The 24,680-nt window shown below is 59.0% G+C and carries 25 protein-coding genes; 9 read left to right on the top strand and 16 right to left on the bottom strand.

Features of this window, described 5'->3' with window-relative positions; translation table 11 throughout:
• Positions 1 to 75 precede the first annotated feature (75 nt).
• The 4 genes from rlmN to GSF67_RS12580 all read right to left on the bottom strand — a co-directional run bounded on the left by rlmN (position 76) and on the right by GSF67_RS12580 (position 3,053).
• Entirely contained in the window at positions 76 to 1,248 is a 1,173-nt protein-coding gene (gene rlmN, locus GSF67_RS12565; protein WP_083815738.1) for a 23S rRNA (adenine(2503)-C(2))-methyltransferase RlmN, read from the bottom strand.
• A gap of 266 nt (positions 1,249 to 1,514) precedes the next feature.
• Positions 1,515 to 2,018 (bottom strand): invasion associated locus B family protein, encoded by a 504-nt coding sequence (locus GSF67_RS12570; protein ID WP_006310843.1) that lies wholly within the window; start codon positions 2,016 to 2,018, stop codon positions 1,515 to 1,517.
• Positions 2,019 to 2,315: 297 nt separating this feature from the next.
• Positions 2,316 to 2,696, bottom strand: a complete 381-nt coding sequence (locus GSF67_RS12575; RefSeq protein ID WP_006310844.1) for a YkvA family protein — start codon at positions 2,694 to 2,696, stop codon at positions 2,316 to 2,318.
• A gap of 51 nt (positions 2,697 to 2,747) precedes the next feature.
• The gene (locus tag GSF67_RS12580; RefSeq protein ID WP_006310845.1) at positions 2,748 to 3,053 is read right to left on the bottom strand and encodes a 4a-hydroxytetrahydrobiopterin dehydratase; all 306 of its coding nucleotides are present in this window, start codon (positions 3,051 to 3,053) and stop codon (positions 2,748 to 2,750) included.
• 58 nt (positions 3,054 to 3,111) lie between these two features.
• Here GSF67_RS12580 and GSF67_RS12585 point away from each other — a divergent pair, with 58 nt between their 5' ends.
• Positions 3,112 to 3,591, top strand: coding sequence for a low molecular weight protein-tyrosine-phosphatase (locus tag GSF67_RS12585; protein ID WP_006310846.1), 480 nt, complete (start codon positions 3,112 to 3,114; stop codon positions 3,589 to 3,591).
• Here the strand turns inward: GSF67_RS12585 and thpR are convergent.
• Together thpR and GSF67_RS12595 are read right to left on the bottom strand one after the other, a co-directional pair.
• Positions 3,525 to 4,118, bottom strand: a complete 594-nt coding sequence (thpR, locus tag GSF67_RS12590) for an RNA 2',3'-cyclic phosphodiesterase (protein ID WP_010972484.1) — start codon at positions 4,116 to 4,118, stop codon at positions 3,525 to 3,527. The genes GSF67_RS12585 and thpR overlap by 67 nt on opposite strands.
• Positions 4,119 to 4,186: 68 nt before the next feature.
• On the bottom strand, positions 4,187 to 4,837 hold the full coding sequence (locus GSF67_RS12595; protein ID WP_006310853.1) for an arylesterase: 651 nt from the start codon (positions 4,835 to 4,837) through the stop codon (positions 4,187 to 4,189).
• A gap of 90 nt (positions 4,838 to 4,927) precedes the next feature.
• Between GSF67_RS12595 and GSF67_RS12600 the strand changes: the two genes are divergently transcribed.
• The 3 genes from GSF67_RS12600 (at position 4,928) to GSF67_RS12610 (ending at position 9,197) form a co-directional block, all read left to right on the top strand.
• Positions 4,928 to 5,638, top strand: a complete 711-nt coding sequence (locus tag GSF67_RS12600; protein ID WP_006310854.1) for an ABC transporter ATP-binding protein — start codon at positions 4,928 to 4,930, stop codon at positions 5,636 to 5,638.
• Positions 5,635 to 8,196: an ABC transporter permease gene (locus GSF67_RS12605; protein ID WP_006310855.1), complete on the top strand. Its 2,562-nt coding sequence runs from the start codon at positions 5,635 to 5,637 to the stop codon at positions 8,194 to 8,196. The genes GSF67_RS12600 and GSF67_RS12605 overlap by 4 nt, the downstream gene beginning before the upstream one ends.
• 218 nt (positions 8,197 to 8,414) lie before the next feature.
• On the top strand, positions 8,415 to 9,197 hold the full coding sequence (locus tag GSF67_RS12610; protein WP_006310857.1) for a Bax inhibitor-1/YccA family protein: 783 nt from the start codon (positions 8,415 to 8,417) through the stop codon (positions 9,195 to 9,197).
• A 121-nt stretch (positions 9,198 to 9,318) separates the two neighbouring features.
• Here the strand turns inward: GSF67_RS12610 and GSF67_RS12615 are convergent, their stop codons facing one another.
• From GSF67_RS12615 to acnA, 3 genes are all read right to left on the bottom strand, one after another.
• Positions 9,319 to 9,711 carry a DUF2794 domain-containing protein gene (locus GSF67_RS12615; protein ID WP_006310858.1) on the bottom strand — a complete coding sequence of 131 codons (393 nt, stop codon included), beginning with the start codon at positions 9,709 to 9,711 and terminating at the stop codon, positions 9,319 to 9,321.
• 370 nt (positions 9,712 to 10,081) lie between these two features.
• Entirely contained in the window at positions 10,082 to 10,822 is a 741-nt protein-coding gene (locus GSF67_RS12620) for a thioredoxin family protein (protein ID WP_006310859.1), read from the bottom strand.
• A 190-nt stretch (positions 10,823 to 11,012) separates the two neighbouring features.
• Complete coding sequence (gene acnA, locus GSF67_RS12625; protein WP_006310860.1) at positions 11,013 to 13,706, bottom strand: aconitate hydratase AcnA; 2,694 nt, start codon at positions 13,704 to 13,706, stop codon at positions 11,013 to 11,015.
• Positions 13,707 to 13,975: 269 nt separating this feature from the next.
• On the opposite strand from acnA, the gene ccmA reads away from it, so the two are divergent.
• From ccmA to GSF67_RS12650, 5 genes are all read left to right on the top strand, one after another.
• Entirely contained in the window at positions 13,976 to 14,617 is a 642-nt protein-coding gene (ccmA, locus tag GSF67_RS12630) for a heme ABC exporter ATP-binding protein CcmA (protein ID WP_006310861.1), read from the top strand.
• A gap of 202 nt (positions 14,618 to 14,819) precedes the next feature.
• On the top strand, positions 14,820 to 15,479 hold the full coding sequence (gene ccmB / locus GSF67_RS12635) for a heme exporter protein CcmB (RefSeq protein WP_006310863.1): 660 nt from the start codon (positions 14,820 to 14,822) through the stop codon (positions 15,477 to 15,479).
• Between the two features lie 74 nt (positions 15,480 to 15,553).
• The gene (locus tag GSF67_RS12640; protein ID WP_006310864.1) at positions 15,554 to 16,315 is read left to right on the top strand and encodes a heme ABC transporter permease; all 762 of its coding nucleotides are present in this window, start codon (positions 15,554 to 15,556) and stop codon (positions 16,313 to 16,315) included.
• 4 nt (positions 16,316 to 16,319) lie between these two features.
• Positions 16,320 to 16,493, top strand: coding sequence for a heme exporter protein CcmD (gene ccmD / locus GSF67_RS12645; RefSeq protein WP_006310865.1), 174 nt, complete (start codon positions 16,320 to 16,322; stop codon positions 16,491 to 16,493).
• The gene (locus GSF67_RS12650) at positions 16,490 to 17,089 is read left to right on the top strand and encodes a DsbE family thiol:disulfide interchange protein (RefSeq protein ID WP_006310866.1); all 600 of its coding nucleotides are present in this window, start codon (positions 16,490 to 16,492) and stop codon (positions 17,087 to 17,089) included. Before ccmD ends, GSF67_RS12650 begins: the two co-directional genes overlap by 4 nt.
• A gap of 19 nt (positions 17,090 to 17,108) precedes the next feature.
• Here the strand turns inward: GSF67_RS12650 and GSF67_RS12655 are convergent, their stop codons facing one another.
• The 7 genes from GSF67_RS12655 to GSF67_RS12685 form a co-directional block, all read right to left on the bottom strand.
• Positions 17,109 to 18,290 (bottom strand): diguanylate cyclase, encoded by a 1,182-nt coding sequence (locus GSF67_RS12655; protein ID WP_006310867.1) that lies wholly within the window; start codon positions 18,288 to 18,290, stop codon positions 17,109 to 17,111.
• Between the two features lie 120 nt (positions 18,291 to 18,410).
• Positions 18,411 to 19,007, bottom strand: a complete 597-nt coding sequence (locus tag GSF67_RS12660) for a DUF2585 domain-containing protein (protein ID WP_006310868.1) — start codon at positions 19,005 to 19,007, stop codon at positions 18,411 to 18,413.
• Positions 19,004 to 19,654, bottom strand: a complete 651-nt coding sequence (locus GSF67_RS12665) for a septation protein A (protein ID WP_006310869.1) — start codon at positions 19,652 to 19,654, stop codon at positions 19,004 to 19,006. Before GSF67_RS12665 ends, GSF67_RS12660 begins: the two co-directional genes overlap by 4 nt.
• A gap of 2 nt (positions 19,655 to 19,656) precedes the next feature.
• Positions 19,657 to 21,093 carry a signal recognition particle-docking protein FtsY gene (gene ftsY, locus GSF67_RS12670; RefSeq protein ID WP_006310870.1) on the bottom strand — a complete coding sequence of 479 codons (1,437 nt, stop codon included), beginning with the start codon at positions 21,091 to 21,093 and terminating at the stop codon, positions 19,657 to 19,659.
• A 32-nt stretch (positions 21,094 to 21,125) separates the two neighbouring features.
• Complete coding sequence (gene mtaB / locus GSF67_RS12675; RefSeq protein ID WP_006310871.1) at positions 21,126 to 22,400, bottom strand: tRNA (N(6)-L-threonylcarbamoyladenosine(37)-C(2))-methylthiotransferase MtaB; 1,275 nt, start codon at positions 22,398 to 22,400, stop codon at positions 21,126 to 21,128.
• Positions 22,397 to 23,296 (bottom strand): diaminopimelate epimerase, encoded by a 900-nt coding sequence (dapF, locus tag GSF67_RS12680; protein WP_006310872.1) that lies wholly within the window; start codon positions 23,294 to 23,296, stop codon positions 22,397 to 22,399. Before dapF ends, mtaB begins: the two co-directional genes overlap by 4 nt.
• A gap of 120 nt (positions 23,297 to 23,416) precedes the next feature.
• A complete protein-coding gene (locus GSF67_RS12685; RefSeq protein ID WP_083815718.1) occupies positions 23,417 to 24,487 on the bottom strand; it encodes an MBL fold metallo-hydrolase in 1,071 nt (356 codons plus the stop codon).
• Positions 24,488 to 24,680 lie beyond the last annotated feature (193 nt).

Here is a 24,680-nt window from a genome sequence, read left to right on the forward strand (position 1 = left end):
TTCTAGGAACAAGACAGACCGAAATCAATCGGAGAACCGCCGGAAAACCAGCTTTATGGGGCAAATGCGGCTTATTCAGTCATCTGCGCCGTGGTTGGCGATCATCATTGCCTCAAAAGCCAGTCTTTCAGTCTTGCGCATGCGTTCCGATTCCGACTTCAACTGGCCGCAGGCGGCGAGAATGTCGCGGCCGCGCGGCGTGCGGATCGGCGACGCATAACCCGCCTGATTGATGAAGTCGGCGAATTTTTCGATCTGCGCCCAGTCCGAGCACTGGTAATTCGTACCCGGCCAGGGATTGAACGGAATGAGATTGATCTTGGCCGGAACGCCCTTCAGAAGCTGAACCAGCATCTTGGCGTCTTCCAGGGTGTCATTGACATCCTTCAGCATCACGTATTCGAAGGTGATGCGGCGGGCATTGGAAAGACCCGGATAGTTGCGGCAAGCCTCGATCAGCTCCTTCAGCGGATATTTCTTGTTGATCGGCACCAGCATGTCGCGCAGATCATCACGTACCGCATGCAGCGAAATCGCCAGCATCACGCCAATCTCGTCACCCGTGCGAAAGATTTCCGGCACGACGCCTGATGTGGAGAGCGTCACCCGCCGCTTGGAAAGCGACAGGCCGTCACCGTCGGTGGCGATCAGAAGCGCGGTCTTCACATGCTCGAAATTATAGAGCGGCTCGCCCATGCCCATCATCACGATGTTGGAGACCTTGCGGCCTTCGCTCGGCACATAGGCGCCGACCGGCGTCGACCCATCAGGGAAGTCACCCAGCCGGTCGCGGGCGAGCAAAAGCTGGGAGAGAATTTCCTCCGCCGTCAGGTTGCGCACCAGCCGCTGCGTGCCGGTGTGACAGAAAGAGCAGGTCAGCGAACAGCCCACCTGGCTCGATATGCACAACGTGCCGCGTCCCTCTTCGGGAATATAGACCGTCTCGATCTCGACGGGACGGCCCGCGCCGCGCGGCGGAAAACGCATCAGCCATTTGCGGGTGCCGTCATTGGAGATCTGCTCCTCGACGATTTCCGGGCGGGCGATGGTGAAGGCCGCTTTCAGCTTCTCGCGAAGTTCCTTGGCGACATTTGTCATATTGTCGAAATCGGAGACGCCACGCACGTAGAGCCAGTTCCACAACTGGCTGACGCGCATTTTCACCTGCTTCTGCGGCACACCGATCTCGGCCAGCGCCTCGCCCATTTCCTCACGCGTCAGGCCGATCAGCGTCGGCTTGCCGGACATGAGATCGCTGTTGGCGATCAACGGGGTTTTGACTGCCAGGCCGGCAGGAGCTTGCATTACGGACATCACGTTATCCCATCGTTCCATGCATCGCACGACCAGCCTGTCGAAAAGGCGGAAAATCGTCTGCATGTCGAGAAAATCAAAGGCGGAGCACTTTTCGCGCATCCGCCTGTCAATGTTGCCGCGCCTTTAGCATCAAACTGGCAAAAACGCAAATGGCCGGTCGAGGACCGGCCAATCACAAATCTGACAAAGCGTCAGGATTACTTGCAGCTCTCGATCTGTTTGAAAGCAGCCGAAATGCCCGACAGCGAATAGGAATAGGACGTCGCAGTGCCGCGGCCGGAAACCGCCTTGACGGTCATCGACTTGCCGCCCTTCATAGCGGCGACGAGAGCCGGCTCTTCAGCGGCGTTTTCAACCCAGGCAGCCTTGTCCTTGGTGAACATGACGAAGTTCTTGTTGTCGATCGTCACATTGACCTTGGAGCCCTGCTTCAGCGTATAGCCAACCATCGCCTGCGGCTCGTAGGAGATGTTCTGGCCAGGACGCTGCGAGACGATGAAGAAGATATCGCCGTGGTCAACGCTTGCCGGTTCCTTGGAGGTGGGGATGGAAAGAACGTAGCAGACGGTGCTGTTGCCCGATTTGTACGAATAGGCACCCCAGGCATTGAACTGCTGGATGCGCGTGGGCGACTGTGCAGATGCTACGCCGACGCTGGTCAGCAAAATGGCCGCTGCGGTTGCTACACTTCTTACAAACATAGAATTTCCTGCCGGGTTATTGTCTTCCATTGGCCCGAAGCAGCGGCGAGCCCAGATTCTGGATCGGCCACGTTCAGGTGCGGATCGTCTTTTCTCATTGTGGTCGGAAAGCGGTTACCAAACCGTCAACAACACGCATAAAATGCCGGAAACGTCCTGCGGTGTTACAGATTGGCGACTTCCCGACGCCCTGAGGAGAACGGCGTGGCACGCCCTTCCCTCGTGTGTAAAACACATAAATTCAGGCAAGAATTTGTCACCCGCCGGGCTATGCCGGACGGACACATCACAGAGACGTTACCCGGCTTCCTGCTGTCGCTTCAGCATGGCGTCAGCCGCCTCGTAATGTTCCATCTTGATATGGGCTCGGATCATGGCGAGCGCCGCGGTGATGACCGCGATATCATCGGTAAAACCGACGACCGCCAGCATGTCCGGCACCGCATCGATGGGCATGATGAAATAGGCAAGGGCAGCCAGAATAATACCCTTTGCGCGCAACGGCGTGTCACGGTCGATCGCGCAATAATAGGCCGCCGCCGCGTCGCGCGCGAAGGGAACCTTCGTCATCACCCGCTTCAGCTTGGGCCAGAATTTAGCGCGCACGACATTCTCACGCTCCTGCTGCTTGTCGGTTTCACCCGGCAGAAGAATTTCACCGATTTTCACATCATCCATGATCGACGGTCCTCCGGTCACGGTTATTATATGGGATTAAACGCCTGTCGTTCAATTCCCCCGGCCCGCAGCCGCCTTCTGCATGGCTTCGGCCAGAAGAAAATCCCGCTCGGTCACACCCTGTGAATCATGGGTGGTGAGGCAGACTTTCACGCGCGAATAGACGTTTGACCATTCAGGATGATGATTGAGCTTTTCCGCCGCAAGAGCAGACTCGGCCATGAAACCGAAGGCTTCGGCAAAACTCGAAAACTTGAAGGAGCGAACGATCGCCGCCCCGTCCTCACGCAGCGACCAGCCCTCGAGTTTCGACAATGCCTGCCGGATGGCGTCCGGTTCGAGTCTGGGATATTTCATGAATCTTACCTCGCTTGATAACCACTAACGCCTCAACGACCGGATCGACGCATCGTTCATGAAACATATCACCGTTCTTTTCGTCTGCATGGGCAATATCTGCCGCTCGCCGCTTGCCGAAGGGGTTTTGACTGACCTCGCCGATGGTGAAGGCGTGTCCGACCGGATCACCGTTGATTCCGCCGGCACCGGCGGCTGGCATACGGGCGACGCACCCGATCCGCGATCTATCGCCATGGCGCGGCGACACGGCATCGATATTTCCCGACAACGGGCAAGACAGGTGACGCGGGCTGATTTCGAGGCCTTCGACCTCATCCTCGCCATGGACGAAAACAATCTGGCGAACCTGCTTCAACTGAGCCCCGAAAAGCACCGGCACAAAATCCATCTCTTCATGGATTATGCCGCAGGCTACCGGGAGAACGTCCCCGATCCCTATTACGGGGCCAAGGACGGGTTCCTTGATGTCTATAACATGCTCTTGGCAGGATGCAGATCGTTGCTCGAAAAGATGGAGCTGGACCGCGCCTCGTGAAGCGGGAAAGCCTCCTCGACGACATACGGGCCGCCGCCCACCGATTCCTTCGACGACATCAGCACAAAACGGCCGACCGTGAAGGGCGAGGTGCGGAAGTTGCCGCGTCCGGAAAGATAATGCACCACATCATCCACACGCGAGGAGCGCAGCCGCGCCAGCGTGACATGCGGCATGAACTTGCGCGGATCGGGTGGAAGGCCGATCCTCTGACAAATTCGCTCGACTTCCGCCTGCAGCGCATGCATTTCCGGTGAGGGAGAAACCCCCGCCCAGATGGAATGCGGTTTCTTGGAGCCGAAGGAACCAATGCCGGTGAGATTAAGCTGGAACTCCGGTCTTTCGATCCGATCCAGCCTGTCCACGACTTCATCGGCGGTCCGTCCGTCGATGTCACCGATAAAACGCAGGGTTATGTGATAATTCTCCACATCGATCCACCGGGCTCCCGGCAGACCACCGCGCAACAATGAGAGGCTCATCGCCGCATTGCGCGGAATTTCGAGGGCGGTAAACAGTCTCGGCATGGCGAGCTCCCCGAATCTTTTGGCAGAACAAGCATAGCGAATCATGCAATGCAGATGGGCGCAAGTGCTTATTTTTTTTGCGCACCGATTGTCTTGATGAAGCTTTCAACAGCCGGCAAAGATTTCTCCACCATCACCGCCACCCCTTTGGTATTGGGGTGCATCTTGTCCTCGAGCTTCAAGGCATCATCCGTCACGACGCCATCGAGAAAGAAGGGATAAAGCGGCAGGTTGTATTTTTTAGCCAGCCTTGGAAAGATCGGGTTGAACCGCTTGGCGTAATCGTCACCCATATTCGGCGGCGCCATAATGCCGACCAGCAGCACGGCTATGTTGCGTTTCTGGAAACCGGAAATAATGGTATCGAGGTTCTTTTCCGTTTGTTCCGGCGCAATGCCCCGCAGCGCGTCATTGGCGCCGAGCTCCAGAATGACCCCGTCAGTTCCATCGGGAACCGACCATTCCGACCGGGCGAGACCACCGGAGGAGGTATCACCGGAGACGCCGGCGTTCGTGATCGCGACATTGATGCCCTTTGCCTTCAATGCAGCTTCAAGCTGTGCCGTATAGCTGTCGGTGGGGGGGAGCTGATACCCGGCCATCAGGCTGTCGCCGAAGCCAACCAGTTGCAATGTCCGCTCCTGCGCCGCTGCGGAAGCGACGGAGAAGGCGCCCGCGAGAATGACGATGAAGTGAAACAGGGCAGCTTTAAATCTCATCACGGCTTTCCTAACTTGGTTCACATTGTCTGAAACACCGACCGCATCGACCGCCAGACCGCTTCATCACCCTATATAGGAACGAGAATTGTGACGAAAAGCATCATAAAGCTGAAGAAGGCCGACCTCACCCTCGGTAACGCCGCCGCCTCCGTTCACGTTCTCAAGAACATCGATCTTTCCATCGACGAAGGGGAAGCGGTCGGTATCGTCGGCCCTTCCGGTTCGGGAAAATCGACTTTGCTGATGGTGCTTGCCGGTCTGGAGCGGCTCGACAGTGGTGAAATCGTCATTGCGGATACGCAACTGCACAAGCTCGGCGAAGATGCGCTGGCGGATTTTCGCGGCCGGAATATCGGCATTGTGTTCCAGTCCTTCCACCTCATCGCCAATATGACGGCGCTGGAGAATGTGGCGGTTCCGCTGGAATTGGCCAATACCCCCAATCCCTTCGAGATCGCCAAGCGAGAACTCATCGCCGTCGGGCTTGGTGAACGTCTCAACCACTATCCCGGTCAGCTTTCCGGCGGCGAGCAGCAGCGTGTCGCCATCGCCCGCGCGCTTGCCCCCTCACCGGCCGTGCTGATCGCCGACGAACCGACCGGCAATCTCGATACCGATACCGGAAAACAGATCGCCGACCTTCTGTTTGCCAAACAGGCCGAGCGCGGCATGACCATGGTGCTCGTCACCCATGATCCGTCGCTCGCCGCCCGCTGCTCGCGCCAGATCAAGGTGCGCTCCGGCGAGATCGAGGGCGATAGCGCCCGCCCGCAGATGGCACGGGCAGTATCGGCATGATCGGTTCCATTTTCCCGTCCTTTACCAACATCAGAAACGCCGCAAGGCTGGCCCGGCGTGAAATTCGTAGCGGTTTGCGCGGTTTTTATATTTTCCTCGCCTGTATCTCGCTGGGAACCGGCGCCATCGCCGCCGTCAACTCGGTGTCACGCGCGGTCACCAGCGCCATTGCCACCGAGGGCCAATCCATTCTGGCCGGGGACGTGCGTTTCGAACTGCGTAACAGGGAGGCGACGGCAGAAGAGCGGTCCTATCTCGACGGCCTCGGAACCGTCGCTGTTTCCACCGGACTGCGTTCCATGGCCCGCCTTGCCGACGGCTCCGAACAGACGCTGACGGAGGTGAAAGCCATTGACAGCGGCTATCCGCTCTTTGGCACCTTCGTCGCCGACCCAAATCGGCCACTCGGCGAGCTTCTGGCCGGCAGCGGCGATACCTATGGCGCCGTCGCAGCACCGCTTCTGCTGGAACGGCTTGGTATCAAGGTCGGTGATGAAATCCTGCTCGGCAATGCCAAGCTGAGATTGACCGGCACCGTGGTCGACGAGCCGGATGCGCTATCCGATGGTTTCGGTTTTGCCCCGAGGCTTGTCGTCAGCCGCGACGCCCTCTTCGCTTCGGGCCTCATCCAGACGGGCAGCCTCGTCGAACATGCCTACAAGATCAAGCTGAACGACCCGGCGGCGCGGGCAACCATGACCGAAGCAGCCAACAAGGCCCTTCCCCAGGCCGGCTGGTCCATTCGCACCAGCGACCGGGCAGCGCCCTCGCTCACCGAAAACGTCAACCGCTTTTCGCAATTCCTCACGCTGGTGGGTCTCACCGCCCTTATCGTCGGCGGGGTCGGCGTCGCCAACGCCGTTCGCGCCTTTCTCGATTCCAAGCGCACCACGATCGCCTCGCTGAAATGCCTGGGCGCACCGGCCTCCGTGGTCACCATGACCTATCTCTTCCAGATCGCCTTCATTGCCGCCGTCGGTATCGTGATCGGTCTTGTGGTCGGCGCCGTCGCACCGCTTGTCGCCATGCGGTTTCTGGAAGGTGTGCTGCCGGTGCCGGAAGGGCTTGCCTTTTATCCCGGCGCGCTGGGTCTCGCGGCCCTGTTCGGCCTGTTGACGACGCTCGCCTTCGCCATTGTGCCGCTCGGGCAGGCGCGTGAAGTTCCGGCAACGGCACTTTTCCGCGAACAGGGTTTCGAAGAGGGCAGCTGGCCGTCCTGGCCCTATCTCGCCGCAACCGGCCTGCTTCTGGCGGCGCTCGCCGCACTCGCCATTTTTTCGGCGGAAGACCGTTTCATCGCCTCGGTGTTCCTTGCCGCAATCGCTTTTGCCTTCGTGGTGCTGCGGCTGGTGGCTTCGGGCGTCAAGGCCATCGCCAAACGCAGTCCGCGCGTTCATTCGGCCGCCCTTCGGCTGGCGATCGGCAATATTCACCGCCCCGGCGCGCTTACCCCCTCGGTCGTCCTATCCCTCGGCCTCGGCCTCACTTTGCTCGTCACGCTGACGCTGATCGACGGTAATCTGCGCCGCGAACTCACGGACAGCCTGCCGGAAAAGGCGCCGAATTTCTTCTTCGTGGATATTCAGGGCAGCGAAGTTCAGGGTTTCCGCGACCTCGTGAAGCGCGAAGCGCCCGAGGGAACCCTGACCGAAGTGCCGATGCTGCGCGGCCGTATCATGGCCCTGAACGGCACGGATGTGACGAAAATGGAGGTGCCGCCGGGAGGACGATGGCTGTTGCGCGGTGACCGGGGCATAACCTATTCGGAAAATAGGCCCGAAAACGCGACGCTGACGGAGGGAACATGGTGGGAGCCGGATTACAGCGGCGAACCGCTGGTCTCTTTCGCAGCGAAAGAGGCGGGGGATCTGGGCCTCAAGATCGGTGATAAAGTCACCGTCAACGTGCTCGGCCGCAGCATCACTGCCAAGATCGCCAATCTGCGCAATGTCGAGTGGGAATCTCTCTCAATTAATTTCGTCATGGTGTTTTCTCCCAATACCTTCCGCGGCGCACCGCATGCCTGGCTTGCGACCCTTGCCGATCCTTCCGCAACCGCCGGCGACGAGGGCCGCATATTGCGCGCCGTCACCAACACCTACCCAACCATCACCAGCGTACGCGTGAAGGACGCGCTTGATGTCGTCAACCGGCTGGTCGGCCAGCTCGCCACCGCCATCCGCGCGGCGGCGGCCGTTGCGCTCATCGCATCCGTTCTGGTGCTCGCCGGCGCCCTTGCCGCCGGTAACCGCGCCCGAACCCATGACGCGGTTATCTTGAAAACGCTGGGCGGCACGCGAAACCTGCTCATCCGCGCTTTCTCATATGAATATATGATGCTCGGCCTCGCAACTGCCGTCTTCGCGCTTTTTGCCGGCGGCGTTTCCGCGTGGTTCGTGGTCGCCCGCATCATGAAACTGCCATCCACCTTCCTGCCGGATGTGGCGATCGGCACGCTTGTCATTGCCCTCGTCATGACCGTTGGGATCGGTCTCATCGGTACGTGGCGGATCCTCGGGCAGAAGGCGGCACCGGTTCTGCGGCAGGCGGGGGAATGATCATCGGTTGTGCGCCGCTTAACTTTAACGATTAATTCTTTGTAATGATCGCCAAAACGTGAGTGCTTTTCGCGCATATGGTGTCTTTTCGGCAGTAAAAGGCCTTGTATCGGACACGTTCTGCCATCATATTCGTGAGCAGGCTTGCTGAAGCTCCGCAGCGGCGCCCGGGAGGTATCCCGACACCGTAGCAATCACGGAGCTCAAAAGAGGAAACAATGGCTGACTTCAATAACTACCAGAACCGCATGGCGCAGACGCGTGCACAGTCTGGTGCGATGATCGATGAAGGTCTTCGCGCCTATATGCTGAAGGTTTACAACCTGATGGCGCTGGCTCTGGTCATCACCGGTGTCGCGGCGTTCGGCTTTGCCATGCTTGCCACGACAACTGATCCCGCCGCCGCGGTCGCAACGCTGCCGAATGGCAAGATGCTGACCTCCCTGGGTGCCCTTGTTTATGCGTCTCCGCTGCGCTGGGTCGTCATGCTGGCACCGCTCGGACTGGTCTTCTTCCTTAGCTTCCGCATTCAGAACATGAGCGTTTCCGCCGCTCAGTCGACCTTCTGGGTTTATGCCGCTTTGATGGGCGTGTCGCTGTCCTCGATCTTCCTCAGATATACTGAAGGAAGCATCGTACAGACATTCTTCGTGACCGCTGCTTCGTTCGGCGCACTCTCGCTTTACGGTTATACGACGAAGAAGGACCTTTCCGGCATCGGTTCGTTCCTGATCATGGGTCTGTTCGGCCTCATCATCGCCTCCATCGTCAATATTTTCCTTGGTTCCGGTGCCCTGCAGTTCGCGATTTCGGCGATCGGCGTACTGATCTTCGCAGGCCTGACCGCCTATGACACGCAGAAGATCAAGGAAATGTATTTCGATGCCGACGATGTCGCCGTGGCTGGCCGCAAGGCTATCATGGGCGCCCTGACGCTCTATCTCGACTTCATCAACCTTTTCACCTTCCTGCTGCAGTTCCTCGGTAACCGCAACGACTAAGGCTGAGAGGCTTTGAGACAAACATGCGAAAGGCGGCCCTTCGGCCGCCTTTTTATTTGGGGAATAGTCCCCTCACGTCAGCCTGCCTGCCCTCCCTCGGAGGTAGACCAGCCAGTTAAAATCACTCGATAAGCTTCAGAACCTTGTCGAAAACCTTGAGAACCTGCGGCAGCTCATGGCCGCGCTTGAGAATGCGGCCATCCACATTCACCACGCAATAGGCGCCCTGTTTCGTCGCCAGCTTGGGGTTCTTCTCGATCCTGTAAAGCGGCATTTCACCCGAACGTTTAAAGACGGAAAACACCGCCTTCTCCTTCAGATGGTCGATGGCGTAGTCACGCCATTCTCCCTCCCCCACCATGCGGCCGTAGATACGCAGAATCGCATCCAGCTCACGGCGATGAAAAGTGACCGGCAAAGGGTCCTTGTTCGTCTTATATTCACGGAGATCGATAACGGTGGAATTGTCGCGTGAAGCGGTCTGCACCCGCTGCACATCCGGTTGATCGGTCATCCAATACCTCCGAATCCACCCAAATCATCAGAGCAATGTGAGCCTGAGGCAGCAAAATTGCAAGCCTTGCGCCATCGGGAGGGTTTGACAGGCTTCAGGCAGCAATGGGCAAGCAGGAGGCGTGACCGGACCTGCTGCCAAAGCTCCGCAGAGAGGCTAACGCCGTAAAAGCAGAGGTAAAAATTGGTAACCATTTAGGCACCTATTTTAGGGGAGCCTGCCGTATTTCGGTCAAACCATGGCCTGAATTGGGTGGAATAGTCTCATTGTCAATTGATGCCTAGGCACCAAGATGACCCGGTCCGGTGCATTGACCCTTTACCCCCAGCCCCCAATGCCCGGATCGGATCTTCCATCGCCAGAGTGGCGATTACTGTGTTTCATTCCCCAGCAGAATACTTGCGCCGACGATAGCCGCCGGATCGCCGCTGGCATTAGCCGTCTGCAACAGCACGGCACAGCCACCCTTTTTCACCTTGGCCACGACACTTGCCGGAAGCTTCACCGTCATCGGTGAGCCATCCCACATCCCGACCGTCTGCACATCATAGACGCTATGCCAGTAGGACATTTTTTTGCCCTGGTTCTCGCCTTTCTGCACATCTACCGTCTGCTCGCGCGTGAAATAGGCGACCACGACATCGGCCTTGCCATTGCCCGCGCCAATATCGATCTCCACCTCGTCACCGGCAAATTTCGACGAGACCGGCACGTTCAGCCCCTGGCCTTCGCGTTTGAAAGCATCGAGCCTGTCGTAAATCCCGCGGACATCCGCACCCTTGACGTGGTCGCGACCATTCAGAATGGCTTGCGGCGTATAGACCCCGTTGCGGCCGAGTGCGCGCATGTAACCATATTGCCGTTCGGTATTTTCCTTCGATGCCAACGAATCTGTCCAGCCGAGATAGTTCCAATAATCGACATGGTAGGAAAGACCGACGACATCACCCTTCTGGATCATCTTGCGCAGGGCCTCATCCGCCGGCGGGCAGGAGGCGCATCCCTGTGATGTGAACAATTCGACGACGCCTTTCACGGCCTCCTGCGCCTGCGCGGAGGTGACAAGGAACGTGCCGAGAAGACATATCGACAGGGGGAATTTCAGCGGCATTACAAAAACCTTTGTCCGGAAGAGATCCAGACGAATTGATGAGATCAATCCTGCCGGGATGCAAACCGGAAAATAACGTCTATTGCCCTTCAATAGAAAGTCACGAAGGGGTGAGCGACAATCACAAAAAACGAGACCAAGAAATTGAAAGGCGCCGGGATTTCTCCCGGCGCCTTAAATCGTTCAAGCTTTAGGCAGCCAGATCGCGAAGAACGGTCTGCAGAATGCCGCCATTGTTCATGTAGATTACCTCGTCCAGCGTATCGATGCGGCAAAGAAGCGGAACTTCCTTCACCGAACCGTCGCTATAGGTGATCTTGGCGATCTTCTTCTCACGCGGCTTGATTTCGCCTTCGAGACCATCGATCTCAACGACTTCGTCTCCCTTGAGATCGAGGCTCGCCCAGGTCGTGCCCTCTTCGAAGACGAAGGGAACAACACCCATGCCGACGAGGTTGGAGCGGTGGATACGCTCGAACGACTGCGCAATCACAGCCTTCACGCCGAGCAGGTTTGTACCCTTCGCCGCCCAGTCGCGGGACGAGCCGTTACCATATTCGACACCGGCAAAGATGACGAGCGGAACGCCTTCCGCCTTGTATTTCATGGCAGCGTCATAGATCGACATCTCTTCCTTGGACGGATAGTGGATGGTGTAGCCACCTTCCTTGCCGTTCGGACCAAGCATGTGGTTGCGGATGCGGATATTGGCGAAGGTGCCGCGCATCATCACTTCATGGTTGCCACGCCGCGTGCCGTACTGGTTGAAGTCGGCCACGGCAACGCCGTGCTCCGTCAGATAGGCGCCGGCAGGCGATGCAGCCTTGATCGAACCGGCCGGAGAAATATGGTCGGTGGTGATCTTGTCGCCGAAGAGACCGAGGACGCGCGCGCCCTTGATGTTCTTGAGACCGGTGCCCTTTTTGCCCATGCCGACGAAATAAGGCGGGTTCTGGACATAGGTCGACTGGTCGTCCCAGGCATAGGTCTGGCCCGGCGGAACCTGAACGGCCTGCCAGTTCGCATCACCCTTGAACACGTCGGCATACTTCGTTTCATAAAGCTCGCGGGTGACGTATTTCAGGATGAATTCCTGGATTTCCTTCGAGGTCGGCCAGATATCCTTGAGATAAACAGGATTGCCGTTCTGGTCGTCGCCGATCGGCTCCTTCGTCAGATCTTTCTGGACCGTGCCGGCAAGGGCATAGGCCACGACGAGCGGCGGCGATGCCAGATAGTTCGCCTGAACGTCAGGCGAAATACGGCCTTCGAAGTTGCGGTTGCCCGAGAGAACGCCTGATGTGATCAGGCCCTTGTCGTTGATCGTCTTGGAGATCGCAGGCGGCAGTGGACCGGAATTGCCGATGCAGGTGGTGCAGCCGAAACCGACGAGGTTGAAACCGATCGCATCGAGATCCTTCTGCAGACCTGACTTGTCGAGATATTCGGCAACGACTTGGCTTCCCGGTGCCAGCGAGGTCTTCACCCATGGCTTGGACTTCAGCCCCTTGGCGACCGCATTGCGGGCGAGAAGGCCGGCAGCGATAAGAACCGAGGGGTTGGAGGTGTTGGTGCAGGAGGTGATGGCGGCAATCGCCACATCGCCATGGCCGAGATCGAAAGCTTCGCCTTCAACCGCATAGCGGCTGTTGAGCTGGCCGGGCTTCTTGTAGTCGTTTTCAAGTGCCGTCGCGAAGTTGGGCGCGATGGTTTCAAGCGGCAGGCGGCCTTCCGGACGCTTGGGGCCAGCCATGGAGGGCACGACGTCACCAAGATCGAGTTCCAGCGTATCGGTGAAGACGAGGTCGGAACCATCGCCGGTGCGCCACATGTCCTGTGCCTTCGAATAGGCTTCGACGAGGGCGATACGGTCCTTGGCACGGCCGGACATCGTCAGGTAATTGATGGTTTCGCCATCAACCGGGAAGAAGCCGCAGGTCGCACCATATTCCGGGCCCATGTTACCGATGGTCGCACGGTCGGCGAGAGACATCGAATCAAGGCCGGGACCGAAGAATTCGACGAACTTGGAAACCACGCCCTTCTTGCGCAGCATCTGCACGACGGTCAGCACGAGGTCGGTCGCGGTGACGCCTTCCTTCACCTTGCCGGTCAGCTTGAAGCCGATAACCTCGGGCAGAAGCATGGAAACCGGCTGGCCGAGCATGGCCGCCTCAGCCTCGATACCACCAACACCCCAGCCGAGAACACCGAGACCGTTGATCATGGTCGTGTGGCTGTCGGTGCCGACGCAGGTGTCCGGATAAGCGATCGTTTCGCCTTCCTCTTCTTTCGTCCACACGGTCTGGCCGAGATATTCGAGGTTGACCTGGTGACATATGCCGGTGCCGGGCGGAACGACGCGGAAGTTCTTGAACGCCTGCTGGCCCCACTTCAGGAAGCGGTAGCGCTCGCCGTTGCGCTCATATTCGAGTTCCACGTTGCGGGCAAAGGCGTTCGGCGTGCCGAATTCATCAACGATAACAGAGTGGTCGATGACGAGGTCGACCGGAACGAGCGGATTGATCTTTTCCGGATCGCCGCCGAGAGCCTTAAGGCCATCACGCATGGCGGCAAGGTCGACCACGGCGGGAACGCCGGTAAAGTCCTGCATGAGAACGCGGGCGGGGCGGTAGGCAATTTCGGTTTCGGTCAGGCCCTTGTTATTCAACCATTCGGAAACCGCAATGATGTGCGCCTTGGTGACAGACTGGCCATCCTCGAAACGCAGCAGGTTTTCCAGAAGAACCTTCATGGAATAGGGCAGCTTGGAAACACCCTTCAGGCCATTGGCTTCAGCCTTGGGAAGGCTAAAATAGACATAGTCCTTACCATCAACGGTAAGGACGGAACGACATTGAAAACTGTCGAGTGACTTGGGCATGGATTAAAACCCCGCTTACACTGATAGCCAACACGTTCGTGCGGACACCTATGCACTCATGCACATCAGGATGCGGGTACGACCATTTCCGCTGTCCGCACGTGAAAATTGCTCCTCGCAATCGTCAAGTCCGGCGCAAGATGATGTTCACGCCGGCCGCTGGCGTGGTTGACACCCATATAGATAATTTCGGAGAAACGTGCCAGACCATTCCACGAAGCTAATCGATTTTTTTATCGAGACGACGAAATCTGAAACGGAATCGCAGCATGGATTTGACGGCGGAAAATCTCGGCGTGCGACGTGGCGAAGATTTCATATTCATGAACATTTCCTTCAAGTTAAGCGACGGAGAGGCACTGGTACTGACCGGCCGCAACGGCTCGGGAAAATCCACGCTTCTGCGCACGGTGACCGGCCTGCTGCGTCCCGAACAGGGGCGAGTTAAGATAGCCGGCGAAGGAATAGACGCCGAGATGCGGCCGTCGGAGGCCTTCCATTATCTCGGCCATCGCAATGCGATGAAAACCGAACTGACCGTCGCGGAAAATCTGCGCTTCTGGAAGGACTTTCTCGGTGATTTTCCCGGCAGCACGGGCGTGGCCATCGATGAGGCAGCGGAGATCGTCGGTCTCGCCGGCATCACCCACCTGCCCTTCGGTTATCTCTCGGCCGGCCAGCAGCGGCGTTTTGCCATGGCGAAACTCCTGGTCGCCTGGCGGCCGGTGTGGATTCTCGACGAGCCAACGGCGGCGCTCGACAGGGCTGCGGACGCCATGTTTACCGATCTCGTGAAAAGCCACCTCGGAAAAGGCGGGATCGTCCTGGCTGCGACCCATCAGCCTCTGGGACTGGAGAAGGCGCAGGAATTGCAGATGACGGGGTTTGCGGGTGTGGAGGCTTGGGCATGATGGTGATGTGCGCGGAGCCCACCCCCCTCTGCCCTGCCGGGCATCTCCCCCTCAAGGGGGGAGATCGGCAGGAAGCGCTACCACCACTTCATTCGCAAACGTTGAGATGGGCGAGACTTATCCGCATATCGATCTCCGTCCTTGAGGGGGAGATGCCCGGCAGGGCAAAGGGGGGTAAGGCCCCAGACGCGGAGCGACCCCAATGACCGTCCTCTTCCTCCGCGACATCAAACTCTCCATCCGCGCCGGCGGCGGTGCGCTGATCGGCGTGCTGTTCTTCATGACCGTGGTTGCCGTTATCCCCTTTGGCGTCGGCCCCGATCTCAACCTGCTCGCCCGCATCGGCCCCGCCATCGTCTGGATCGGCGCGCTTCTGTCCGCCCTTCTCGGCCTCGACCGGCTGTTTCAGGCTGAACGGGATGACGGCTCTCTCGATCTGATCCTGATGCAGGAAACCCCGCTGGTACTGACCGTCTTCGTCAAATGTCTGGCGCATTGGGTGGGAACCGGGCTGCCGCTGGTGCTGGCATCACCATTGCTCGGCCTGTTCATGAACATGGACGAGGTGGCGATCGGTGCCGTGATGCTCACGCTTCTCGTCGGCTCACCCGCCATCACCTTCATCGGCGCGGTGGGCGCGGCGGTTGCCGTTGCCCTGCCGCGAGGTGGCCTTCTGGTTTCCATCCTCGTCCTGCCGCTCGCCATTCCGGTGCTGATCTTCGGCGTCAGCGCCTCCTATGCGGCGGTGCAGGACCCCGCGCCCTTCATGCCGCCATTTTTCATTCTCTGCGCGATCACGTTATTTTCAGCCGTGACCGGCCCTTTCTTTGCCGCTTTGGCACTGCGCAATGTTATGGATTGACGAAACCGTGATGGACGATCCCCTGTTGACAGGGATCAATTGCGGGACGGCCATTCTCGGGTTAAACAAACGGCATGAACGAGCAGATCTTCACCATCACCAAATTCAGCGATCTCGCCAACCCCACCCGGTTTCTGGCGCTGGCGGCGCGCATTCTGCCCTGGCTCGCTGGGCTCACGGCGCTGGTTCTGGCCGCTGGTCTTTATCTCTCCTTCACCACTGATGGTGACTACCAGCAGGGTTACACCGTGCGCATCATGTATGTGCATGTGCCCTCTGCCTGGCTGGCGATGATGTGTTATTCGGTCATGGCGGTCTCTGCCATCGGGACGCTCGTCTGGCGTCATCCGCTGGCGGATGTCAGCCACAAGGCCGCCGCCCCCATTGGTGCTGCCTTCACGCTGATTGCGCTCATCACCGGCTCGCTCTGGGGCAAACCGATGTGGGGCACCTGGTGGGTGTGGGATGCGCGACTCACCTCCGTTTTTGTGCTTTTCCTGATGTATCTCGGGCTGATAGCGCTCAACCGCGCCATGGATGACCCATCCAGAGCAGCCCGTGTCAGCGCCGTGCTGATCCTCGTCGGTTTCGTGAATATTCCGATCATCAAGTTTTCGGTCGAGTGGTGGAATACGCTGCACCAGCCGGCAAGCGTCATCCGCATGGGCGGTTCCGCCATCGATGCAGAGTTTCTGTGGCCGCTTCTGACCATGGCGATCGGTTTCACGCTGCTGTTCTTCACCTTGCACATCGCCGCCATGCGCAATGAAATCTGGCGCAGGCGCGTGGCCGCGCAGCGGCGGCTTGCCGCGCGCATGGCCAACCGGGAGGGCTGAGGTGATGACACACGCCTTTTATATCGGCATGTCCTATGCGGCGACCGGCCTTGTCGTTCTCTGTCTCATCGCCTGGGTCGTCGTTGATGGCCAGGCGCGCAAACGGGAGCTGAAGCAACTCGAAGCATCCGGCGTTCGCCGCCGGGCGAGAGCCGCTTCCGCGGGTGATGCGCAATGACGCAGGCCGACCACGACACCAAGGCCAAAACAACGGGCCGCGCCCGTTATGCGCTGGCGCTGCTGCCGCTTCTGCTGTTTGGTGGTTTTGCCCTCATTGCCGGCAAGATGCTCTACGATCAGGACGTGAACGGGCTGGATATCAGCGCTATTCCCTCCGCACTCATCGGCACCAAGGCACCCGCCTTGTCACTGCCGCCGCTGGAAGGCTCCAACTTGCCGGCGCTCACCGACGCCGCTATCAAGGGCAAGCTGACGCTGGTCAATGTTTTCGCTTCCTGGTGCATTCCCTGCCGGCAAGAGCACCCGTTGCTTCAGGAATTGTCAAAGGATAGCCGCATCACCGTCGTCGGCATCAATTACAAGGACAAATCGGACAATGCGCTGCGCTTCCTCGGCGAACTCGGTAATCCATTTGCCGCGATAGGCATCGATCCGAACGGCAAGGCGGCAATCGACTGGGGTGTTTATGGCATTCCCGAAAGTTATCTGGTCGGCGCCGATGGCACGATCCTTTATAAAAAGGTCGGGCCCTTCGACGCCCGCAGCATAGAGCTTGACCTGCTGCCGGCCATCGCGGCAGCGACTGGAAAGTAGCCGCCGCGCCAAAAGGATGTCACGCCTTGGTAATAACCCGGAGCGCAGGCCCTTCCGCAGGCAAACGTATGCCTTCCAGCACGACCTGATCGCGACCGCCGCGCTTTGCGGCATAAAGACTGTCATCGGCCCGCTTGATGGCATCGTGAATGGAATGATCGCCCCTCGCAACAGCCGAGACGCCGAAACTTGCGGTGATCTGGCTGGTGACGCCGCGGTTGCGCCAGTCGAGCGACGAAAGACCCGTGCGCATGCCATTGGCAAGCTGACCGGCCGCAGCAGCCGTTTGTCCGGGCAGGAAGACCACGAATTCCTCACCACCGAAACGCGCCACCAGCGCATCGTCAGGCGCGTTTCGCCTGAGGAGATCGGAAAGGCCGATAAGCACGATATCGCCAGCCGCATGACCGTAAACATCGTTGATGCGCTTGAAGTGGTCTATGTCGCAGGCGATGATCGCGCCGTCAGGCGTATCGTTGCGAAAGTCAGGAACGCGCCGGTCGAAACCGCGGCGGTTCAACACATCCGTCAGCGGATCATGTTCCGCCGCATGCAGGTGACGGTCGACGGTGACGGAAATCTGGCTTGCGAGCACGGACAGTGCCAGCAGGAAGCCGAAGATGCTGGCGGCGAGCTGCATGTAAAAAGCATAGTCCGACTCGAAGAATTCGCTGAGCTCGATCATCGAGCCACCCGGCGTCATTACCAGCAGCATGCCGATGCGCACCAGCGTCTCCAGCACCACGAGCGAGGCGATGGCCACCATCAGCCTGTCAGCGAGCGCGACGGGCCGTTTGCGCACGAGCCAGACCGGAAAGGCGAGCAGCAGAGCGCAGACGAGATCGCCGATGACGAGTTCGCGTTTCAGATCCGGCGTGACGAAAACATGGAACGAGACCAGCAATACCGCCACTGCCACGATCGACAGCCGCGCCTTGGTATAAAGCGGCCGCTCGAAATGGGTAAGCAGCGCGTGGCCATAAAGGAAGAAGGCGGAGAAGAACAACAGGTTCGAAAGAATCGCCTGGACTTCGAACGGCAGGCTGCCAAGCACCAGAGGTGTGGCGAAACCAAAAGCCGCCGCAAGATATCCGATACCCCAATATCGCGCCGAAGCGTGGCCGATCCTATGCAGGAACAGGAACACCACGCCGAATGTCAGCATGATGAAGGGGAGAAGATAGGCGAAATTATCTTGCAACGGGGTCTGCCGGGGAAAGAGACGAGCTTTGTATCCCGACGTTAGCGGAACGCCATTAAGAAAACCTGCATATAAAAAGATGCTTTTGCGGCTTTCCGGCTGGAATTCCGATGGACCAGTTCACATTTGCGGGAGCGCGTTCTGCCATTCCTTGATCGCGTCGACGGGCCAGACCAGCATCACGACGTTCAGCGTCAGATTATCGCGGATCAGCCAGCCCGTGAAGATTTCGAAGAAGATGGCGATCAGGACGGTCAGCCATACCGGCACGCGCGCGGCAAAGAGGAAACCCAGCGCCATGAAAACTGTGTCCATCGCCGAATTCAGGATGCTGTCGCCGGTATAACCCAGCGCCATGGTCGCCGTGCGGTAACGATCGATAACAATAGGCGAATTTTCGAGAAGTTCCCACGCCGCCTCGATCAGAACCGCGAAAGATAGCCGCATGGAAAACGGTTTTTTGCGGAACAGCAGCCAGGCGAGCCAGTAGAACAGGAATCCGTGAATGATATGCGAGGGCGTATACCAGTCCGCCAAATGCTGGGAATTGCCCGGCGTGTTCACGCCCGGCTCGAACAGCTTCACATAACCGCATTCGCAGATGGGAATACGGCCCATGGCGTAGAGAATGACGATCTGCAGCAGAAGCAGCCCGGCAGCCACACCGAACCATCTAAGCGAACGCGAACGGGAAGCCGACATTTCCGCAACTGTCATTTTTCGTCCTTGCCGAGAGGTTCGACAGAATGGCGCATGACGAGCGGCATTTGCGCCATGGTGAAGATGATGGTGATCGGCATCGTGCCCCACACCTTGAAGGCCACCCAGGTATCGGTGGTGAACATGCGCCACACCACCTCGTTCAGCACCGCGAGAAAGAGGAAAAACACGCCCCAGCGCAGCGTCAGCTTGCGCCAGCCCTCGTCCGTCAGCTTGAAGGCCGAATTGAAGACGTAACCCAGCAGCGACTGGCCAAAGAACAGGCCGCCCAGCAGAATGACACCGAACAGCGTGTTGACGATGGTCGGTTTCATCTTGATGAAGGTATCGTTCTGCAGCCATAGCGTCAGCGCGCCGAATACGAACACCACGATGCCAGATATTAGCGGCATGATCGGCAGCTTCCGCGTCAAAATCCAGGACACGGTCAAGGCGGTGGCCGTCGCGATCATGAAAAGGCCGGTAGCGATGAAGATCGGACCCCCGAATTCCGTCAGCACCGGGAAGGTGGAAGCGAGCCATTCGCCCCGGGAATTGGCGAAAAAGAACACCATGAGCGGACCAAGCTCGAGCACGAATTTCAACAGCGGGCTGATTTCCGCCACCATCTTTTCGCTTTCCTTGGAATTGCTTTCAATATCCATACTCAAACTCCCGCAATGGCCTTGGCGAAATCTTCCGCCTCGAAGGGCTCCAGATCCTCAACGCCTTCACCCACACCGATGAAATAAACCGGCAGCTTATGTTTGGCAGCGATAGCGACGAGGATACCGCCCCGCGCCGTGCCATCCAATTTTGTCATAATCAGGCCCGAAACACCCGCAACATTGCGGAATATCTCCACCTGGTTCATGGCGTTCTGTCCCGTCGTCGCATCCAGCGTCTGCAGCACGGTATGCGGCGCATCCGGATCAAGCTTGCCGAGCACGCGCACGATCTTTTCCAGCTCCGCCATCAATTCAGTCTTGTTCTGCAAACGGCCGGCCGTATCGATGATGAGCACATCACTTTTCTGCGCCCGGGCCTGCTCGTAAGCGTCGTAGGCAAGACCCGCCGCATCCGCACCGAGCTTGGTGCCGATAAATTCCGAGCCCGTGCGGTCCGCCCATATCTTCAGCTGCTCGATCGCCGCGGCGCGGAACGTATCGCCAGCTGCCAGCATCACCTTGAGACCCGAGCCGGAAAGCTTGGCGGCAAGCTTGCCGATGGTCGTCGTCTTGCCGGTACCGTTCACACCGACAACGAGAATGACATGCGGCTTGTGCGAAAGATCGAGCTCCAGAGGCTTGGCAACAGGCTTCAGAACCTTGGTGATCTCGCCCGCCATGATGCGCGCCACATCCTCGCCGCTCACATCCTTGCCGTAGCGTTCCGAAGACAGGGCGCCGGTGATGCGCATGGCGGTCTCGACGCCGAGATCGGACTGGATGAGAAGATCTTCCAGCTCGTCGAGCGTATCCCCATCCAGCTTGCGTTTGGTGAAGAGGGCCGAAATCTGCGTGGTCAGCTGCGACGAAGTGCGGGCAAGACCCGCCCGCAGGCGCTGGAACCAGGTCAATTTTACCTGGGGTGCGACAGGAACAGGTTCCTCCCGTTCGCTTGCCGATGAAAAGCCCTTGGGCAAGACTGAAGGAATGGCAGGCGATTCGACCGCGCTTGCGGCTTCCGCCTCATCGAGCAATGCATCCATCGCATCCGCATCGAGCCCGGCATCCAGGGGTTCCGGCAAAGGTTCCCCCTGCTCCTCGGCAGCGGCTTCCGCCTGAAGCAAGGATAAGGGCACCAAACCCATATCGCCGGAAAGCTCGGCGCCTGGAAGAAGCGGCGCGTCCTCTTCCTCATCGTCTTCAGCGGGGGCAACATCGACGGCCTCGTCGGCAGCCGGCCCGCCGGCCGTCTCCATCTCCAGTTCGGACACCGGGTCCTTGTCGACAGCGTCATGCGCTTCAGCGTCACTCAGCGCGGCTTCGAAGGAGGCATTTTCATTGCCACGCTCAAGCGCAGCATCCTCTTGCGGCCGCTCTTCCGTTTCGGCCTTGTCCTTGCCGAACGAAAAGACTTTTTTGATGAAGCCGAGGGCCATGGTTGTTCCCGTGTCTTTTCTCTTTGGTCGCCTCAGGCCGCATCCGCCGCCAGAAGCTTCATGTTCAGATGTTTGCCGTTGTGGCCGGTAATCGCAACCTGCGCAAGAGTGCGCGGGGCAAGATCAGGCGCTGCCACCAGCGTGAAATTGTCGGTATGGGCAAAACCGTTGTTTTCGACGAGGACCGTCTGCACCGAACCAACCATGTTTTGCAGATGCACCTGCTTGAGCGCCTCGCCGCGCGCCCGAAGCCGTGCCGCCCGCTCCTTCACCAGCGCCCGGTCCAGCTGCGGCATGCGCGCCGCTGGCGTGCCGGCACGCGGGCTGTAGGGGAAGACATGCAGGCTGGAAATGTCGCATTCTTCCGCCAGCGTCGCGGCGTTTTCGAGCATCTCTTCCGTTTCGGTCGGGAAACCGGCGATCATATCCGCACCGAAGGCGATATCGGGCCTCAGCGATCGCACCTCGTTGCAGAAGCGAATGGCATCGGCCCGCAAATGACGGCGTTTCATGCGTTTCAGGATCATGTCGTCGCCATGCTGGAGGGACAGGTGCAGATGCGGCATGAAACGCGGCTCATCGGCAATCAGATCCATCAGATGATGATCTGCCTCAATACTATCGATCGAGGAAAGCCGGAGACGAATAATATCAGGCACCTGCTTCAGCAATGTCTTGGCGAGGTAACCGAGCGACGGTTCGCCCGGCAGATCAGCCCCATAACTCGTGGCATCCACACCGGTCAGCACGATTTCGCAATAGCCGCTTTCCGTCAGCCTGCGGGCCTGATCCACCACCGCACCCATCGGCACGGAACGCGAATTTCCGCGCCCATAGGGAATGATGCAGAAGGTGCAGCGATGATCGCAGCCATTCTGCACCTGAATGAAGGCGCGCACATGCCCGTCAATGTGCTTCACCATCTGCGGCGCGGTCGCCTTGATGCTCATGATGTCGTTCACGCGCAGTTTTTCTTCCGCTGAGACACCAAAATCAGGCAGCGCGCGATAAGAGGTGCTTTTCAGCTTTTCCTCGTTGCCCAGCACCGCATCCACTTCCGGCATGTCGGCGAAGGTCTGCTTTTCCGTCTGGGCGGCGCAGCCGGTGACGATGATGCGTGCATGCGGATTATCCCGCCGGGCGCGGCGGATGGCCTGACGCGCCTGCCGCACCGCTTCGCCCGTCACGGCGCAGGTATTGACCAGCACGGCATTGTTGAGCCCCGCCTTTTCGGCCTCCGCCCGCATCACTTCCGATTCATAGGTGTTGAGACGGCAGCCGAAGGTTATGACCTCGACGCCACTCATACAGCCCCCCGCTCGACCGCATCCCGCGCCCAGACGCCGGTGACGGGATCGACGGAACCCGACCATTCCCATTCGGCCGGGCCGGTCATGACGACGTGGTTATCCTCACGCCAGTCGATGGTCAGCGGCACGCGGATGGGGCTTGAGGCAACATCGATGGTGACCTTTCGGCCGGTACGGCCGGTGCGGGCAGCGGAAACGGCCGACGCACAGGCGGCGGAACCGCAGGCAAGCGTCAACCCCGCGCCGCGCTCCCAGGTGCGGGTGCGAAGCGCGCTGTCGGAAATCACCTGCGCCAGCGTGATATTGGCCTTTTCCGGAAACATCGGATGATTTTCGAGAAGCGGCCCGAAACGTTCGAGATCAAACGTCATCGGATCGCGATCAACCCAGAAAATCGCATGCGGGTTGCCCATGGACATGACCGCAGGCGAATGCAGGATCGGCGCATCGATCGGCCCGATCTGCAATTCGATGCGGCTCGTATCGTGGAATTCTTCAGACAGCGGAATGTCGCTCCAGCGGAAACGCGGCAGGCCCATATCAACCGATATCATGCCGTCTTCATGCTCGACGGCGTTCAGAATGCCAGCGACCGTCTGGAAGGTGAAGCTGGTCTTGCCGGTTTCGGAAGACAGCGCCTGCACCACGCAGCGCGTGCCGTTGCCGCAAGCCTGTGCCTTGGTGCCATCACAATTGAGAATATCGATGAAAGCATCCGTGCCACTGATACGTGGATCGTGGATCGCCATGATCTGGTCGAACTGCGTGGCGGGATTGGAATTGAGGGCGATGGCAGCCGCTGGCGTGACCATATCCTTGCGGCCGCGCATATCGACAACGAGGATCTTGTTGCCAAGCCCGTTCATCTTCGCAAATTCGACCGTGTCCGCCATTGCCTTAAACCTAAAAACTGCCTGAAACTGGTTTGCATGCGGGATTTTCCCGCGCTTTCGCCCTATATGGCGGAAAGGCCGACAAATTACCAGACTGTTGCAGCGCAAACGGGGCGGCCTTCAGGCGGAAGGCACGTCGAAAACCTCACCCGGGCGCATCGGCCGAAAACGGCTCTCCTCCACACCCTGCTCCGTCAGTGCTGCCTTGAGAGCCGCAAGCGGTGCATCCACCGCCTCATCGGTGAGCTGCACCGTACCCCAATGGTGGCCGCAGGCATGCGCCGCAGCGCAAAGCCTCATACCCTCCACGGCTTCTGCCGGGTTCTGGTGCTGGCCCTTCATGAACCAGCGCGGTTCGTAAGCGCCGAAAGGCAGGTTGGCGAGGCGGAACTCGCCATGCTTCTTGCGAGCAGCAGCGTAATTGAGACCCTCGTGGAAACCGGTATCGCCAATATGGTAGATCTTGCCGCCGGGCGTTTCGAGGACGAAGGCAGCCCAGAGAGCCATGCGTCGATCGTTCAAACCGCGCGCCGACCAATGATGGCACGGCTCGAAGTGAATTTTCACCGAACCCGTCTCCACCACATCGCCCCAGTCCCCCACCTTGATGCGCGCCGCCTCGACGCCCGTACGGATGACGGCGTCATTGCCGAGCGGCGTGATGAAAAGCGGCTTGTGCGCCACATGCAGGCGCTTCAGCGTTTCCATATCCAGATGGTCATAGTGATTATGCGTCACCAGTACCAGATCGATGGGCGGCAGGTCTTCGAAACGGATGCCCGGCGGATTAACCCGCTTGGGGCCGGCAAAGCTGAACGGGCTGGTGCGCTGCGACCACACCGGATCAACAAGAATATTCAGCCCCGCCGTCTGTATGAGAAAGGAGGCATGGCCGACGAAGGTGACGCGGATATCCCTGCCTTCGATCCGGGTCTCCGGTTTCGCGAAGGGAAACGGGCTCGGATAGCTTTCCGGCCATGTGGCGCGCTCGCCATTAAAGCGCCATTTCAAAAGGCCCATGAAATTGCCAGGCGGTGTACCGCCGGGATTGAAGAAGCGGACTCCGTCAAAATGATCGGAGATCGGGCCGCTATAATAGGCGCTAGCGCTCGAACGGCGTGCATAAAGGCCCCCGCCCGCCAGAGCGAGCAGGCCAAGTGCGGAAAAACGAAAAAAGTTTCGACGTTTCATGACAAAGGTATAGGAAGCGCAATGACCCCGTTCAAGCGCTGCCAATAGAGGCCTGTAGCCGATCACGCAAAGATGACTTGCGGGCTTCGTCGGCCGGAAACCGGCACCGCCTTGACTTTTCCCGCACTTTCCTGTTTATCCCGCCCATCAGCTGGCAGTTTCACGACTCCAAGCCGCCGACCGGGACCCGAAA

The organism is Agrobacterium sp. CGMCC 11546, assembly GCF_013365515.1.
Taxonomy (GTDB): domain Bacteria; phylum Pseudomonadota; class Alphaproteobacteria; order Rhizobiales; family Rhizobiaceae; genus Agrobacterium; species Agrobacterium fabrum.

Bases quoted from the DNA above. Each gene is read 5' to 3' on its own strand.
- rlmN (WP_083815738.1), bottom strand. From the start codon at position 1,248: ATGTCCGGCAAGCCGACGCTGATCGGCCTGACGCGTGAGGAAATGGGC.
- GSF67_RS12570 (WP_006310843.1), bottom strand. From the start codon at position 2,018: ATGTTTGTAAGAAGTGTAGCAACCGCAGCGGCCATTTTGCTGACCAGC.
- GSF67_RS12575 (WP_006310844.1), bottom strand. From the start codon at position 2,696: ATGGATGATGTGAAAATCGGTGAAATTCTTCTGCCGGGTGAAACCGAC.
- GSF67_RS12580 (WP_006310845.1), bottom strand. From the start codon at position 3,053: ATGAAATATCCCAGACTCGAACCGGACGCCATCCGGCAGGCATTGTCG.
- GSF67_RS12585 (WP_006310846.1), top strand. From the start codon at position 3,112: ATGAAACATATCACCGTTCTTTTCGTCTGCATGGGCAATATCTGCCGC.
- thpR (WP_010972484.1), bottom strand. From the start codon at position 4,118: ATGCCGAGACTGTTTACCGCCCTCGAAATTCCGCGCAATGCGGCGATG.
- GSF67_RS12595 (WP_006310853.1), bottom strand. From the start codon at position 4,837: ATGAGATTTAAAGCTGCCCTGTTTCACTTCATCGTCATTCTCGCGGGC.
- GSF67_RS12605 (WP_006310855.1), top strand. From the start codon at position 5,635: ATGATCGGTTCCATTTTCCCGTCCTTTACCAACATCAGAAACGCCGCA.
- GSF67_RS12610 (WP_006310857.1), top strand. From the start codon at position 8,415: ATGGCTGACTTCAATAACTACCAGAACCGCATGGCGCAGACGCGTGCA.
- GSF67_RS12615 (WP_006310858.1), bottom strand. From the start codon at position 9,711: ATGACCGATCAACCGGATGTGCAGCGGGTGCAGACCGCTTCACGCGAC.
- GSF67_RS12620 (WP_006310859.1), bottom strand. From the start codon at position 10,822: ATGCCGCTGAAATTCCCCCTGTCGATATGTCTTCTCGGCACGTTCCTT.
- acnA (WP_006310860.1), bottom strand. From the start codon at position 13,706: ATGCCCAAGTCACTCGACAGTTTTCAATGTCGTTCCGTCCTTACCGTT.
- ccmA (WP_006310861.1), top strand. From the start codon at position 13,976: ATGGATTTGACGGCGGAAAATCTCGGCGTGCGACGTGGCGAAGATTTC.
- ccmB (WP_006310863.1), top strand. From the start codon at position 14,820: ATGACCGTCCTCTTCCTCCGCGACATCAAACTCTCCATCCGCGCCGGC.
- GSF67_RS12640 (WP_006310864.1), top strand. From the start codon at position 15,554: ATGAACGAGCAGATCTTCACCATCACCAAATTCAGCGATCTCGCCAAC.
- ccmD (WP_006310865.1), top strand. From the start codon at position 16,320: ATGACACACGCCTTTTATATCGGCATGTCCTATGCGGCGACCGGCCTT.
- GSF67_RS12650 (WP_006310866.1), top strand. From the start codon at position 16,490: ATGACGCAGGCCGACCACGACACCAAGGCCAAAACAACGGGCCGCGCC.
- GSF67_RS12660 (WP_006310868.1), bottom strand. From the start codon at position 19,007: ATGACAGTTGCGGAAATGTCGGCTTCCCGTTCGCGTTCGCTTAGATGG.
- GSF67_RS12665 (WP_006310869.1), bottom strand. From the start codon at position 19,654: ATGGATATTGAAAGCAATTCCAAGGAAAGCGAAAAGATGGTGGCGGAA.
- ftsY (WP_006310870.1), bottom strand. From the start codon at position 21,093: ATGGCCCTCGGCTTCATCAAAAAAGTCTTTTCGTTCGGCAAGGACAAG.
- mtaB (WP_006310871.1), bottom strand. From the start codon at position 22,400: ATGAGTGGCGTCGAGGTCATAACCTTCGGCTGCCGTCTCAACACCTAT.
- dapF (WP_006310872.1), bottom strand. From the start codon at position 23,296: ATGGCGGACACGGTCGAATTTGCGAAGATGAACGGGCTTGGCAACAAG.
- GSF67_RS12685 (WP_083815718.1), bottom strand. From the start codon at position 24,487: ATGAAACGTCGAAACTTTTTTCGTTTTTCCGCACTTGGCCTGCTCGCT.